Origin of the sequence: Bacteroides sp. 214 (assembly GCF_010501015.1) — a bacterium.
Classification (GTDB): Bacteria; Bacteroidota; Bacteroidia; order Bacteroidales; family Bacteroidaceae; genus Bacteroides.
In genome coordinates this window covers 59,643-74,887 of record NZ_QVML01000019.1, presented here as the reverse complement: position 1 = coordinate 74,887, position 15,245 = coordinate 59,643, and the positions used below count along the sequence as shown (strand labels likewise).

Sequence of the window (15,245 nt, the reverse complement as noted above, 5' to 3'; positions counted from 1 at the left end):
ATTTCTTAATCCTCCCCGAGAAATTCTCCAACCAAATATAGCAACTATCTTATTTGTCTCCAAGTTAAATCTGTAACCTTATCATGAAACTCAATAATACCACAGAAATCCACCTTGATACATGCATCTATTCTTCTGTTAAATGACAGGTCTTTTATAAGATATTTATCACAAATAGTACCATTTAATAGAGTATCCGTCACTTCTACTTTGTAGTTATTCTTTTCTGTGTGATCGCTAAAAGTAACCTCATATTCATTATCATCGCAAAATTTAATGCTCATATTGTAGGTAATATGCTCTTTTATCGAAATGCCATTCTGAACAGCAGTTTGGTAGTAGGTGTCATAATCACATTCGTAATCAGGATAAGACGAAAACTCATAAGGACCTTTGGTGTGAAAATCACTAACATTTAATCGAATTGTGTCTAATTGATTTGAGACATAAGTCAATGTATCTCCTTTTCGAAAAGAAATTTGTTGGAAGTCACTCAAATCATAACCCGGGCACTTTGCTGTAATGCAAGAAGCCAAACAAAAAATAGACAACACTATAGTATAAATACAATTTTTCATGGAATTAGAGCTTTAACAATCTGAATAATTAAGAGTTATATGTTGCATGTTAGTCGTATTATGTTGTTGTTGAAAGCCTGAAATATATCAGTTATCAATGTACCCGTTGGTTTCAACCAACAGGTACATTGAAGCAACCGGCAATTGATACCATGCAGATTAGACCTTACTTTATCAATACAACAAATGTTGAATTCTATTCAATAGTTGAGCATTTATCCTAGACTATCAACTCATTAGTTATAATAATAAATCCAAATATGCGCCTGGTTATGCTTTTTCATGGCTTATATACAATCGTCCAATTCATCTTTTCTAAATCTTCTTGAGTGAATTGATAGTGCATTAGTTTATTTGCACTAGCCTCTTCATCAGAATCGTAATCATAAGTATTTCGTGGGAATACATGAAAATGCATATAAGGGCCTCTTTTAAACCTTGATTCCCATGTACTTGGCCACGCAGTATAGATGCAAGTATCTCCTTTCTCTATTTTTGTTTGTCCGCCTCTACGATCATAAATAATATCAGCTTCAGCAAACTCTTTTGTAAAATTAAAGCCAACATATATTACATCCTCAGATTTATTGATAAAGTAGAGTTCATGCTGTCCTCCCTTACAGGAAATACATAAAATGACAAGCAAGAAAGCTAACAAAGGATGTAATAAAAGCATTTTTCTCTTTTTCATAATCATCGAATTCTAAATTTGTTCTTATTATAATATAAATGATTCCCGATTCCCATAGCAACACTAGAGAAATAACCTAAAGTGCCTGCATAATCCCAAACCTTAGAGCTTATTTTTAGAGCATTTACCATTGACATTTGGTTGGGGTCGTTATAATCTATATAATCTGAGAAGCCATCTCCATTACCGTTGGTTTCAACCAACGGGTACATTGAAGCAACCAGCAATTGATATTATGATGATTGCATTGAGCCTTGATTATTCTCTTTTGTATGGCGGAAACATTTTTATATCTTTCATCTTCACTGTAGGTGGATAATAGAATTTATAATCATGTAAGCGCAAGTCTTCCAAACTTAGGTCGTATCGTTGCAAAATCATATACTCTTTTGAAACTTTTTCCCAACCGTATTTTTCCAATGTGTCAGCAGATAACAGAAACATACATAGTGTGTCTGTTTGTAAGTATTCATACTTATCACTCCACTTTACACTAGAACCGATAGAACGACTCTTTTTAGCATAAACTTTATATTCAAAAAATTCAGATAAAGTTGTATCTGGGAATAAAGATTCTTCAGGATATCCTGTGCATATATTACAAATTATATCTTGCGAAGAATTATTATAGATCTCTACAGGATATATATAATCCATAGCACACTCAAAGAAAGAAAACATCACACTTATAAGGAGTGATACGTTGCATAATAGTCGTTCCATAATATTAGTTGTTTTATTGATAAATGTAATCATTCAACCATTACTGCATTGAATCTTGATATATATTGTAGTCTAAGTTCTCTTTTCGATTGATAATTCTTTATCTATATAAATGCAAAACAATGATTTTACTTCACCAACAGCAAATTTTTAAGGTCACAATTTAGAAGATATGAAAATGGGGAAGGATACCCCCCTTTTCGATTGCCAAAGGCGGGTAGAGTTAAAAAGGTGGTTCTTCATACTTCATCCTTTTTGTTCCTGTTGGTTTCAAAATGACACACTTCTCTATTTTTTCTCCATTGTCATTGTATAAATCCAAGAGTAAATAAAGTTTATGTTCTATATCTACCGTTTTATATGTAATGCGCTCAAAATCTGTTGCTCGAAAACTCAAATGCAATAGTTGTTTATCATTCTTGCCAAGTTGATAAACGAGAGAATCCGAAGATATTTCATATTTTAATATTGCTGAATCTGTTCGCAATTCCAAAGTAGAATTTTGATTGATAAAGATACTGTTCTCTTTGTTGTTTGAAATTTCTAAATACAGATTTGGAAAAAGAGACAAGCCGCCTGTTGTAATTGTACTGCCCTTAATTAATCGTACATCAACCGAATCTCTCAAACAAGAAGGTTGAGTATCTTTTATGGAATATATTATTCTTGGCGGATAGCACGAGGTCAAGGTACTTATTAGCAATATAAAAAGCATTATACGTTTCATTGTAAATTTAATTTAAGGAGTTAACAACAAATGCTGAATTTTATTCAATAGTCGAGCACCTTTACAGCTTTTTCTATACTTGTTTTTCATGCGCTGTCGCTCCTTTTCTATGTTTTTGTATTCTGATTCAATAGGTTTGTCAATATGAATAATTGAATTGTATTCATGGCATTTCACTTATTAGGAATAAGATTTTATTAAGGTCTACATCTATTTCAAACTTAGCATTGTCTCCGTTAGCATAGCCTTCATTATAGAAAACAAAATTATGATTATTGTCGAATACAAACAAGACACCCCTCTTAATGTACTGGAAATCAGCTAAGTATTTTATTGATACTACTCTGCTTTGGCTTAACCATTCTACATGTTTTTCAATAGGTTTATATGCAAATTGCTGACAAACAACATTGATAGGAGCATCCTTTTGTTCTCTGATANAGGTTATATCAAAATATGAATCTATCTCAATGTATAACCTAACAATTGATTCAGGTTGCTCATTGAAATAGAACCATTCTAAGAGTATTTTCTTAATTGCTTTTCCGATAATTTTCTCTGTACACATGGCTATTTTATGGGATATAAACTTCTAAATGTACCATCTGGTGTAGTTATTTATACGCAAGGCCTCCTGAAAAGCCTTAATTGCCTCAGGACGTAAATCCATGTCTCGATACACACTCCCCAGATAGAAGTAAGCTTCTGCTTTTCGTTCTTTATTTCTACTCGCCGCATAATAATCTACCGCTATTTTTATCAGCGAGTCGCTATTATGGAGGATGTAGTTTTTATCATTTGCTTTGGTGAGCAGCAATGCGTAGTCGGCACGGTCCTTGCCTTCCAACTGCTTGGCATCATTTATAGAAAGCAGTAACGTCAATGCACTATCCGGCTGATTTTCAATCAACAACTCAGCTTCTCGTAGCTGGGTGTTCACTTTGTGATCTGCACATGCAGATAGGAAAAAAATGAAAATGTATAGTAATATGGTGTATAAAATGTGTTTCATAAACACAAATCTAAGAATTAATCCATAAAAGCAAATCACATTTTACTTGTTGGCATGCTTTTTTTATCTGTCAAGAACCTGCAAAAGCAACTATAAAGTGATATTTACAGCCGTTGGTGACAAGCCATAAGCTGACCAACCGTCAGCCATAAGCAGACGATGCATGAGCCATAGGCAGACGAGTCATGAGCCATAGGCAGACGGTGCATGAACCATAGGCAGACGGCGCATGAGACTATGGCTGAGAAGTGCTTTGCTGTCTTATTCTGACTGATTTTCACTCCATTTCTCACTGTTTTTAAACTATTTCTGACTGCTTTCTTAACACAAAAGCAGTCAGAAAATTAGCCGTGAAGACCCTGTGAAGGCAAAAACAGGGGGTCTTCACAGGTAACTCACTTACTGTCATTCGATTACAGCGATATGTGAATGTGAAGGCTTATTTAGTAAAACAGCATTTATTGGTCTAAACCGCCACAACAAATAGCCTCAGGGCAGAACCCTGAGGTGTTCTGAAGAAACTGTTTCTTAGATTAAGAAGCTGTTTTGAATTTGCTTGTTCTTTTGTTTAGTGCTATTTTCAGGTTGTTTGTTTTCTTTTTAAGGCGATAATAGCGGGCTATTTGAGCCGTGAAAAAGAGAAGAAACAGACGAAAAGAGTGCTAAAGAAAAAACAAAAGCATCATATAATAATTATTCTGTGGAAATTCAAAACAGATTCTAAAACGTCTCAATTACCAATTTAGATGCCAACATTCCTTCAATTCCCGTCGCAAATGCTTTGAAATGCAGCGAGTCCGCATGATTCTTAATTGCTGCGTCGTCTCGGTACTCTTCATAGAAAATAAATGAAGAAGGATTCGCAGGGTTTTGATAAAGTGTATAACTGATGTTTCCTGTTTCTTCGCGAGTGGCTTTAACCAATGCTTCGGCTAGTAAAATAAAAGCGGATTCTTTACCTGAGATTACTTCCGCACGAGCTACAATTGTCTTTTTTTCCATTGCTTTTGTGATTAAAATTATTCTTTTAGTGGATAAATACTTTCGCAAAGATAGGGTTTTGTGCTCTATTCCGTATCTTTGCATACTGTTAAATATAAAAAATAGTATGTACCAGCTAAGCATCCCAACCCGGATACGAACAAAGATTCAGCTTCCGGCATCTAAAAGCATCAGCAACCGCGCGCTAATTATTAACACATTGGCAAAGAGTAAACTCGTTCCGGAGAATTTGTCCGATTGCGATGACACGCGAGTGATGATAAAAGCCTTGCAAGGTCACCACGAAGTGATTGACATTATGGCAGCAGGAACCTCGATGAGATTTCTTACGGCATACCTTAGCATTACCCCTGGCGTACATACCATAACCGGAACAACCCGCATGCAACAACGCCCTATCCATGTTTTGGTGAATGCATTGCGTAGTATGGGAGCAGAAATAGAATATATAAAGTCCGAAGGATTTCCTCCGCTACGCATCACCGGAAAAGCGCTTACAAAGAACGAAATTTCCCTACCCGGAAACATCAGCTCGCAATACATATCTGCCTTGTTGATGATTGCTCCTGTTTTGCCTAATGGGTTAAAACTATCTTTGAAAGGCGAGATTATCTCCCGACCATACATCAATCTCACTATTCAGCTAATGAAAGAGTTTGGAGCAGTGGTCGATTGGAATTCGGAGCATGACATTTTAATTAAACCGGTACCTTACACTCCTACTTCTTATGTTATAGAGAACGATTGGAGTGCTGCATCCTATTGGTATCAGTTGGCTGCCTTCGCCGAAGAAGCAGAAATTACGCTGCCCGGTCTGTTACCCAACAGCTATCAGGGCGATAGAAGAGGTGCTGAACTTTTTCGCAAACTCGGGGTTGATACATCCTTCACGAAAGATGGAGTGATACTAACCAAAAACAACAGTTGTGTAAGTCGCCTTGAAGAAGACTTGGTAGATATTCCTGATTTGGCACAAACTTTCGTAGTTACCTGTGCCTTAAAGAATATCCCGTTCTACTTCAGCGGACTGCAAAGTCTGAAGATAAAAGAGACCGACCGTATAGGTGCACTCATCAGCGAATTGGGTAAACTTGGTTACATACTTCATCAGGAAAAAGACTCTATCCTCTATTGGAATGGCGAACGATGTGAACCACAAACCACCCCTGAGATTAAAACATACGAAGATCACCGCATGGCGATGGCGTTTGCACCGGCAGCAATGTATGTTCCGCAAATGCGAATACTAGAACCGGAAGTGGTTAGTAAATCGTATCCTCTATTTTGGGAAGACCTGAAGATAGCAGGAGTAGAGATATCACAGTTAAAGAGATAAGTTACGACGATAACTCAATGAGTTATAGTCATAAGTCAATGAGTTATGAGCATAATCCAATAAGTTATGAGCGTAAGCAATCTACCTTCTTCTCGCCAACAGCAGGTTGGATTGTCTTGAATACCCAATTCTGAAATTCAACGGTTTCGGCTCACCCAGTTGATACGCATCACGCAACTCCAACTGCGGATACTGTGCGTATGCAGCAACGGGTTTGTAAAACGTTCCGTACAACGTAATGTTCCACAAATTGGGTTGAAATGCAGCAAAAGGTACACTGGAGTCATCTTGCAACACAGCTTTCGAGGAACTAAGAATCAAATCGCGTACCATACTGAACGATGGTTCGTGCATGAGGTACGAAGCCGATTTTACAAAAGTAGCAGTGGTGTTCTTGTCGAGTTTACGAATATACTTCAGAAGTGGCTGGTTGCTATTCAGTCCATCATTGCTCAAGTCGGTAGCATAGTAATACAAACGTTGCAACTTACTGGTTCCTTTGCGAAAGAACTTCATTTCTACCAAGCCCGTTTGTTCACCATTTGAGGTTACAATCGTTCCGTTTTCATCAATACGCACGTTCTCTATGCTGATAATTTCTTTGTCGGTGCGTGCCATGAGCATAGAAATGATGGGGATTACCCCGTCTATCGTATCATTTTCTTCTTCCACATTCATATCCCGCGTCTGAAAGAAACTAAGACTTAACACATCCGAAACCGCATCCTGATACAAGCGATAGGTCTTTGCCGAAGGGTGCTTAACCCGAATAGCTTGTCCGGTACGCTCCAACCCTATTAAGAAGTAAGTGTCTACCTGCGGAAAGAAGGCATTGGAGAAGAGGAAATCCGGTCCGCCAAAAGGATAGAACAATGTTTTGCATTGTTTATTTATATCTTCCAGCTCTGTTTGAGTGAAAGAGAGTATTTTGGGAGCATTCTGTTGAAAGGAGTTCCATATTTGATCCATGTTGCGCGCATGCGCTTTCCATTCGCTGGTTTGACTTAGCCCATAGAGTTTACTACGCGTATTGGTAACAGGTAATCCTGCCACAAAATAGGCAGCATCGTTTAGCGCTTCGTTAGCTACCAGTTGTTCTTCGGGCAAATCGTTTATCTGTTCGTTTGTATCAGTTTCTTCACTGGGCGATACTGGCTTTTTCTTCGCATCACAGGCATAAAGCATCATCAGTCCAGCAGTTAACAATAAGATGATTAAGAAATTGGGTTTCATATACACGTGTTTTTATCTTTATATTTTAGTACAATTTTATTCAAGAAATAGACAACTGCCCCGGTGAACAGTGTAAGCAAACTCATCAGTGTCATCCATACAGTTGTTTGTTCGCCTGTAGCCACTTTTGCAAAATCATCGAATATTAAATAAACAATAGACCAAAGGATGAGTACAATAAACAAAAGCGGAACAAAGGGATATCCCCATGTTTTGTAAGGTCGGCTGGCATGTGGAAATCGTTTGCGATGTACAAAAACTCCCACCACGGTTATCATCGCAAAGAGTGAGAGGGTGATACCGGTATATCTTGTTACCAATGCAAACGAATCGGTAATAATCAACAAAAAGCTTACCGCATATTGCAGCCAGATAGCCACATAGGGTGTACCTTTCTTGGAGCGATACGACAAAGCACGAAGAATATAGGTGTCTTCGCCCATTACCTGCGATACCCTTGGTCCGAGAAAAGTCATCGAGCTAATACTCGACAACAACAAGATGGCAATCAACAGCCCCATGACATTACCAAAATTAACGCCAAAAATATGTTGTGCGGAGATTAACGCAACTTCTATTTCACCTTTCATGGCATTAACAGGGGTAGAAAACAGAAACACCGCGTTGAGCAATATATACAAAACAGTAACCAATATGGTACTGATGCAAAGTGAACGGGGAATAACCCGCTGCGGGTTTTTAATCTCGCTTGCCATATATGCCGAAGCATTCCAGCCCGAATACGAATAATACACCCAAACCAACGAAACGGCAAAACCGGTAGAGAACACTTCATCCCAAGCAAAGGAGCTTACCGAATGGGCAATATCGGGCTGTGCATCCGACAAGCAAAATCCGCAAACAATGAAAGCAAGTATGATAAGTACCTTAAACAGGGTAAAGTATCGCTGAATCACTCCACCTGCTTTTACGTCATACGCATGAATTAATGTAATAAACGTAAGCACCAAAACAGCGATAACCACAGGCGAAGGTAGTGCGGGAAACATTTTGTAGAGATAGTTGCTAAATGCCATACAAGCCAATGCGATTGGTGCGGCAAAACCGACAATCAAAGAAGCCCAACCCGACAAAAAGCCTACAAACGGATGGTATATCTGGCTAAGGTAATGATACTCGCCACCCGAACGTGGCATAGCTGCCCCCAACTCTCCATATGCCAATGCTCCGCAAAGAGCGATGATACCGCCCAGCAGCCAAAGCAGCAAGATAGTTATGAAGTTGGAAGTATTCAACAACAGAAACCCTAAAGAGGTAAACGCACCCGTACCAATCATGTTGGCGATAACAAACGCAGAGGTAGTTATCAGCCCAAACTTGTATGTACTTTGACTGTTCTGTTTCATGTTTTTAACTCCCGTAGGATGCAAATGTAAGGTTTTAATCTTAGAAACTGTTTTGAATTTGCTTGTTCTTTTATTTAGTGCTATTCTCTGGTTGTTTGTTTTCTTTTTAAGGCGATAATAGCGGGCTATTTGAGCCACAAAAAGAGAAGAAACAGACGAAAAGAGTGCGAAAGAAAAAACAAAAGCATCCCATAATAATTATTCTGTGGAAATTCAAAACAGTTTCTTAACTTTGCAGGGAATCATTAGAATAAACGTATGTGGATATTAGTTTACGCTTTACTGCTTGGCATTGCCTTTGCTATGATTCATCATGTGCGATTGAAAAAGAAGATAGCCCGTGGTGAGTTGAAAGAAATGCCCCAAATAGTAGAAATAGATAGCGAATGTTGCGGACAGCACTCCACTTGCGAAAAAGACAGTCTGCTGGCTGCAGTAAGCAAGCAAATAGAATATTACGACGACGAAGAGCTCGACCAATACATCGGTATTTTGCCCGATGAATATACAGAAGAACAAACGGAAGCGTTCAGAGAAGTATTCTACACCATGAGGGAGGTAGAAGTAGCAGGCTGGGTCAGAAGTTTGCAACTGAGAGGTGTTTGTCTGCCCGACGATATCAAAGATGAAGTTTTTCTGCTCGTAGGAGAACGACGGACAGCAACGACAAAAACACATTAGTAAAGTTATGGATATACTGCGATATGCTTTTTTCCAGCATGCGCTACTGGGAGCTTTGCTTACCAGCATCGCATGTGGTATTATAGGCACATACATCGTTACCCGTCGATTGGTCTTTATCAGCGGAGGAATTACTCATGCTTCATTTGGCGGGGTAGGCATCGGGCTATACATGGGCGTATCACCTATTCTGACAGCGGGAATCTTCTCGGTCTTTTCCGCGTTTGGTGTAGAGTGGCTCAGTAAGCGAAGCGATATGCGCGAAGATTCGGCGATAGCTACGTTTTGGGCATTCGGCATGGCAGTGGGTATCATCTTTAGTTTTATGGCACCGGGGTTTACACCCGATTTATCTGCTTATCTCTTTGGCAATATTTTGACAATCACCACTACAGACTTATTCGTGTTGGGTGTCATCTCTATTTTGTTGATAGCCTTTTTTGCCGTATTCATCAACCCCATCATTTATATTGCTTTCGACAGGGAGTTTGCACGTTCGCAAGGTCTTCCCGTTGTGTGGTTTGAGTATATGCTAATGTTCTTCATTGCGCTCACCATTGTAGGATGCTTACGCATGGTGGGTATAGTATTGGTTATGTCGTTGCTAACTATTCCTCAGATGACAGCCAACCTCTTCACCAATAACTTCAAGAAAATAATCTGGATATCCATCGGCATTGGCTGTTTATGCTGTGTAGGCGGATTGATTGCTTCGTATTACCTGAACATACCTTCGGGAGCAAGTATTATCTTTCTCTCAATCGTAGTTTATGCGATTAGCAAATTGGGAAAACAATTAGTAAACCTACCTATATGAAAAGAGTAAAAGGAATACATATTGTTGTTTTCTTGTTGCTGCTGACAACGATTATGGGGTGTTCCACTAAAAAGAACACAGCCGGAAGTCGTTTCTACCAATCATTTACCACGCGCTACAATGTCTATTTTAATGGAAACGAGGCATACAAAGATGGATTACTTGCCATTCAGCAGCAGAACAAAGATAACTATATGCGTCTTATTCCACTCTACCCTATTGGAAATGCAAAGACAGTAGGTACAGGAAAAAGCAACTTTGAACGGGCTATAGAGAAGTCACAAAAAGCCATCAGTCAGCACTCCATTAAACGCCGTCCTGTGCGTAAACCCGGAACGCGCTACACCGAGGCGTATAAACAATGGTTAAAACGCGGAGAGTTCAATCCATTTCTGCACAACGCATGGATGCTAATGGGAAAGGCGCAGTTCCATAAGGGCGACTTTATAGATGCAGTAGCTACTTTTTCCTACATCATGCGGTTGTATGCAGGTCAGCCAAAGATAACTTCCGAAGCCGGTATCTGGTTAGCACGCTGCTATACCGAACTTAATTGGTACTACGAAGCGGAGGATGTGATGCGCAAACTAAACAACGACAGTTTACCCGATTCACAAATAGCTTTTTATACAGCCACATACGGCAATATATTGTTGGAGGAAGAGCGTTTTCGTGAAGCACTCCCATATTTGCAGAAAACAATAAAAGGAGAAAAGAACAGAAAAGCAAAAGCACGTCAATACTATCTATTAGGACAGGTTTTTCAGCAACTGGAAGAAAACAATAACGCGTTCGAGGCGTATGGCAAAGTGATAAAAATGAACCCCGAGTACGAGCTTAGTTTAAACGCTCGTATTCGTCAGACCGAAGTAATATCGGCTTCGGAAGGAGATAAGACAATAAAGAAACTACGACGCATGGCAGGCGATTACAAGAACATCCCCTATCTCGACCAACTCCATTATGCTCTCGGCAACATTTATCTGGCACGTAAAGACACCGTGAAAGCCCTCGTTGAATACAAAGAAGGAGTAGAAAAGTCTACACGAAACGGAGTGGAAAAAGGAATACTGCAACTAAAGTTGGGTAACCTATGCTGGGTGCAGAAAGATTATGTGGGAGCACAACAAGCCTATGCCGACGCCATTAGCCTAATAGAGAAAGATCACCCCGACTATAAAACAGTAAACAAACGCTCCGAAGTACTGGATGAACTGGTTACTTACACCACTGCTATACACCTGCAAGATAGCCTGCAACACCTCGCTACCCTGAGCGAGCCAGAGCGAATAGCAGCCGTAGAGCGTGTTATAGAAGAGATAGCCCGTCGGGAAGAAGAAGCGCGTAAAGCAGAAGAACGGCTACAGAAAACAGCCGATATGATGAATAATCTACCCTCTGCCACACCCATTAGCACACCCGGAACTATGGGAGAAACTAAATGGTACTTCTACAATCAGCAATTGGTATCGCAAGGGAAAACCGATTTTCAACGAAAGTGGGGGCAACGTAAACTGGAAGATAACTGGCGGAGAAAAAACAAAACCGTAGTGGCGTTAGATGATTTTGAAGTGGATTATAGCGAACAAGAAGACTCACTTACCGTAGCCTCCACCACCAACCCAACCGACAGTACCACTGTGGCCACTTCCTCTGAGGATGTTGTGGCTGCCGGAGGTGAGGAAAACGAGATAGAGTTCTACCTCAGCCAAATACCACTAACAGAAGAGGCAATGACAGAATCAAACAAGATACTCTCCGACGCGCTCTATGGACTGGGATTGTTGTATAAAGATAAATTGGATGAGTTTGCGTTGTCGGAGCGTACTTTGATGCGTTTGATACAAGACTTCCCCGACTATCCCGAGATGGACTACGTCTATTACAATCTTTACTTGCTTTATGCCCGTTGGGAGAAACCTACAGAATCCGAACGATACAAGGATGAACTCATTGCGTTATTCCCTGATAGTAAGTACGCCTTATTGTTGAGCGACCCCGAATATAGATACAACGCTATGCACGGCAAGCACTTGGAGGACTCGCTTTATGCCAACACCTATACAGCGTATCAACAAGGAGATTACCGGTTGGTAGCGGCAAACAACGAAATATCGCGCACTAAATATCCGTTAGGCAAGCATCGCCCGAAGTTCATGTTCCTACACGCAGTTACACAACTGCAAGAAGGTAATCAAGCAGACTTCCTGACCGAGCTAAAAGAGTTAGTACAAAACTATCCCGAAAATGAAATTACAGAATTGGCAGCTTATATATTAAAAGGAGTACAAGAAGGTCGTTCGCTTTCCGGTGGTACGGGTTCGTTTGGTTCAATTTGGGAACGACGGCAAACAGTAGCACAGGATGAACAAGTAAGAGACTCGCTAATATCAGCGTTCAGTGCAGATAAGCAAGTACCTTCGTTATTTATCTTAGCATACGAAACAGGAACAGTCAATGAGAACGAACTGTTGTATGAAGTAGCACGCTACAACTTCTCCAATTTCATCGTGAAGAACTTTGAACTCTCTTTTGTACACGAACGTGGTATCGGCATGTTGCAAGTACGATCGTTTATGAGCATAGACGAAGCACGACAATATCAACGACAGCTATATGCTAACGCAAGCATTGCCGAATTGTTAAAAAACATGCGGGCTGTTATTATTTCTGAAGAGAACTACGAATTATTGATGAAATACTATAGCTTTGAGGAATACGACATGTTCTATCAAGAGCAGCTCGCCTCTGATTATGAAGAACTTTTGAATTTAGATTATATAGAATTCGATGAATAAAACAGCATTAGGGCATATTCTTTGGGTAGACGATGAAATAGAATTGCTTCGTCCGCATATTATATTTTTAGAGAGCAAAGGCTACAAAGTCACTACCGTGAGCAACGGTCGTGATGCATTGGATTGCTGCAAAAATATCTCCTTCGACCTTATTTTCTTAGATGAAAACATGCCGGGGTTGAGTGGGTTGCAAACACTCTCCATGATAAAGGAAATTAACCCAACTGTCCCGGTGGTGATGATTACCAAAAGCGAGGAAGAAGACATTATGAATCAGGCTATCGGTTCAAAAATAGCCGATTATCTGATAAAGCCTGTCAACCCGAACCAAATACTGTTATCCATCAAAAAGAATTTGCACCGCAAAGAAATTGTTACCGAAACAACCCAAACCAGCTATCAACAGAATTTTGGTAAGATAGGAATGCAGATTAACGACTCACTGACCTTCAACGACTGGATAGAAGTGTATCGCCGCTTGGTATATTGGGAATTAGAGCTGGAAGAGAGCGAAAGCTCCATGAACGAACTCCTTTCTATGCAGAAAACAGAGGCAAATGCAGCGTTTATCAAGTTCATTAAACGAAACTACCTCGACTGGATGGATAACAAAGAAAACCGTCCGTTGATGAGCCCTGATTTAATAAAACACGCGGTGTTCCCGCTACTTGATAAAAAAGAAAAAGTGTTCTTCATTGTAGTAGACAACTTCCGCTACGACCAATGGAAAGCGATAGAGAAAGAGATAGCTACATGGTTCACTGTAGAAGAGGAATTGTACTACAGTATTCTACCTACGACTACGCAGTATGCACGCAACGCTATTTTCTCGGGACTGATGCCTAACAAAATTGCTGAAATGTTTCCCGACCTTTGGGTGGACGAAGAAGAGGAAGAAGGAAAGAACATTAACGAATCACCACTTGTAGGTACTCACATCGACAGGTACAGACGTAAAGACAGTTTCACATACACCAAAATAAATGATATAGCAAGTGGCGAACGACTATTAGGACAACTCGACCGGCTGTATCAACACGATTTGAACGTGATTGTTTTCAACTTCATTGACATGCTGTCTCATGCCCGTACGGAGAGTAAAATGATTCGGGAACTAACCACCAACGAAGCTGCCTATCGTAGTCTGGCATTATCGTGGTTCAGACACTCGCCACTGAAGGAACTATTAAAGATACTGGCAGAGAAAAAATATAAAGTAGTCATAACTACCGATCATGGTAGTATCAAAGTAGATAATCCTATCAAGGTGGTGGGTACTAAAGACCTCAATACTAGTTTGCGACATAAGTTAGGACGAAACATGACCTATAATGCCAAGCAAGTATTTGAGATAAACAAGCCACAACAGGCAGAACTTCCACCACTTAGTATGGGTACAAACTATATTTTTGCGACAGGACGCGATTTCTTCGCTTATCCTAATAATTACAACTACTACGTGAGTTACTACACAAACACCTTCCAACATGGAGGAGTTTCTATGGAAGAAATGATCATTCCGCTAGCAACACTAACTCCGAGATAGTTAATAACTTTACATTTCACTAATTGCATTAAATACATTTATGGAAATACAAATTCAAGCCATAGACCGGATACAAGAAGCCGCCAAAGAATTTATACAAGCAATGGGCGATAACACGGTCTTTGCACTCTACGGAAAGATGGGAGCTGGGAAAACAACCTTTATCAAAGCTGTGTGCGAGGTATTGGGGGTAAGCGATGTAATAACTTCACCAACTTTCGCCATTGTAAACGAATACCGTTCGGACGAAACGGGAGAACTCATTTACCATTTCGATTTTTACCGAATCAAGAAACTCGAAGAGGTGTATGACATGGGCTATGAAGATTATTTCTATAGTGGTGCGCTTTGCTTCATTGAATGGCCCGAATTGGTAGAGGAACTGCTACCGGGTAACGTTGTAAAAGTTACCATCGAAGAGCAAGAAGATGGCTCACGACTCATACAGTTCGATAACGAATAAAAGGTTTGCAATAGTGTCACCACATTATTTTGTTCAAGGCCTGTTTCTGTTGGCTGGGGTAGTAGCCTTACTGGCAGCACTACTAAACTGGAACTGGTTCTTTACCGCTCGCAATGCACAGATGATAGTGCGCAATGTAGGAAGAGGCAGAGCACGATTATTCTACGGAGTACTTGGGCTTATAATGATAGGTATGGCACTATTCTTCTATTTGGAAACGACAGCGCAACTCCAAGCGTAGACATCTTCTAGTATGGAATTAAGAACAGTA

General features: G+C 40.0%; 16 protein-coding genes. 7 read left to right on the top strand and 9 right to left on the bottom strand.

Going from position 1 to position 15,245, the window contains the following annotated elements; genetic code table 11:
* Window positions 1-44: 44 nt before the first annotated feature.
* From D0T50_RS12215 to D0T50_RS12185, 7 genes are all read right to left on the bottom strand, one after another.
* Window positions 45-578: a hypothetical protein gene (locus tag D0T50_RS12215; protein ID WP_163223810.1), complete on the bottom strand. Its 534-nt coding sequence runs from the start codon at window positions 576-578 to the stop codon at window positions 45-47.
* A gap of 280 nt (window positions 579-858) precedes the next feature.
* Window positions 859-1,269 (bottom strand): hypothetical protein, encoded by a 411-nt coding sequence (locus D0T50_RS12210; RefSeq protein ID WP_163223809.1) that lies wholly within the window; start codon window positions 1,267-1,269, stop codon window positions 859-861.
* Window positions 1,270-1,527: 258 nt separating this feature from the next.
* Window positions 1,528-1,992 carry a hypothetical protein gene (locus D0T50_RS12205; protein ID WP_163223808.1) on the bottom strand — a complete coding sequence of 155 codons (465 nt, stop codon included), beginning with the start codon at window positions 1,990-1,992 and terminating at the stop codon, window positions 1,528-1,530.
* 223 nt (window positions 1,993-2,215) lie between these two features.
* Window positions 2,216-2,719, bottom strand: coding sequence for a hypothetical protein (locus tag D0T50_RS12200; protein ID WP_163223807.1), 504 nt, complete (start codon window positions 2,717-2,719; stop codon window positions 2,216-2,218).
* Between the two features lie 163 nt (window positions 2,720-2,882).
* A complete protein-coding gene (locus D0T50_RS12195) occupies window positions 2,883-3,287 on the bottom strand; it encodes a hypothetical protein (RefSeq protein WP_163223806.1) in 405 nt (134 codons plus the stop codon).
* Window positions 3,288-3,311: 24 nt separating this feature from the next.
* Window positions 3,312-3,731 carry a tetratricopeptide repeat protein gene (locus D0T50_RS12190; protein WP_163223805.1) on the bottom strand — a complete coding sequence of 140 codons (420 nt, stop codon included), beginning with the start codon at window positions 3,729-3,731 and terminating at the stop codon, window positions 3,312-3,314.
* Between the two features lie 720 nt (window positions 3,732-4,451).
* Window positions 4,452-4,733 carry a putative quinol monooxygenase gene (locus tag D0T50_RS12185; RefSeq protein WP_163223804.1) on the bottom strand — a complete coding sequence of 94 codons (282 nt, stop codon included), beginning with the start codon at window positions 4,731-4,733 and terminating at the stop codon, window positions 4,452-4,454.
* A 106-nt stretch (window positions 4,734-4,839) separates the two neighbouring features.
* Between D0T50_RS12185 and D0T50_RS12180 the strand changes: the two genes are divergently transcribed.
* Complete coding sequence (locus tag D0T50_RS12180) at window positions 4,840-6,069, top strand: 3-phosphoshikimate 1-carboxyvinyltransferase (RefSeq protein ID WP_163223803.1); 1,230 nt, start codon at window positions 4,840-4,842, stop codon at window positions 6,067-6,069.
* A gap of 81 nt (window positions 6,070-6,150) precedes the next feature.
* Here the strand turns inward: D0T50_RS12180 and D0T50_RS12175 are convergent, their stop codons facing one another.
* A complete protein-coding gene (locus D0T50_RS12175) occupies window positions 6,151-7,302 on the bottom strand; it encodes a hypothetical protein (RefSeq protein ID WP_163223802.1) in 1,152 nt (383 codons plus the stop codon).
* Window positions 7,299-8,669, bottom strand: coding sequence for an APC family permease (locus D0T50_RS12170; RefSeq protein WP_163223801.1), 1,371 nt, complete (start codon window positions 8,667-8,669; stop codon window positions 7,299-7,301). The genes D0T50_RS12175 and D0T50_RS12170 overlap by 4 nt, the downstream gene beginning before the upstream one ends.
* A gap of 258 nt (window positions 8,670-8,927) precedes the next feature.
* Between D0T50_RS12170 and D0T50_RS12165 the strand changes: the two genes are divergently transcribed.
* The 6 genes from D0T50_RS12165 to D0T50_RS12140 are packed head-to-tail and all read left to right on the top strand — an operon-like array spanning window position 8,928 to window position 15,215.
* Window positions 8,928-9,350 (top strand): phospholipase, encoded by a 423-nt coding sequence (locus tag D0T50_RS12165; protein WP_163223800.1) that lies wholly within the window; start codon window positions 8,928-8,930, stop codon window positions 9,348-9,350.
* Window positions 9,351-9,357: 7 nt separating this feature from the next.
* Window positions 9,358-10,167, top strand: coding sequence for a metal ABC transporter permease (locus tag D0T50_RS12160; RefSeq protein WP_163223799.1), 810 nt, complete (start codon window positions 9,358-9,360; stop codon window positions 10,165-10,167).
* Window positions 10,164-12,965 carry a tetratricopeptide repeat protein gene (locus D0T50_RS12155; RefSeq protein WP_163223798.1) on the top strand — a complete coding sequence of 934 codons (2,802 nt, stop codon included), beginning with the start codon at window positions 10,164-10,166 and terminating at the stop codon, window positions 12,963-12,965. The genes D0T50_RS12160 and D0T50_RS12155 overlap by 4 nt, the downstream gene beginning before the upstream one ends.
* Window positions 12,958-14,511: a bifunctional response regulator/alkaline phosphatase family protein gene (locus D0T50_RS12150; protein WP_163223797.1), complete on the top strand. Its 1,554-nt coding sequence runs from the start codon at window positions 12,958-12,960 to the stop codon at window positions 14,509-14,511. Before D0T50_RS12155 ends, D0T50_RS12150 begins: the two co-directional genes overlap by 8 nt.
* A gap of 40 nt (window positions 14,512-14,551) precedes the next feature.
* Entirely contained in the window at window positions 14,552-14,974 is a 423-nt protein-coding gene (gene tsaE, locus D0T50_RS12145; protein WP_163223796.1) for a tRNA (adenosine(37)-N6)-threonylcarbamoyltransferase complex ATPase subunit type 1 TsaE, read from the top strand.
* Window positions 14,975-14,987: 13 nt separating this feature from the next.
* Window positions 14,988-15,215, top strand: a complete 228-nt coding sequence (locus D0T50_RS12140; RefSeq protein WP_163223795.1) for an immunity 17 family protein — start codon at window positions 14,988-14,990, stop codon at window positions 15,213-15,215.
* Window positions 15,216-15,245: the final 30 nt, after the last annotated feature.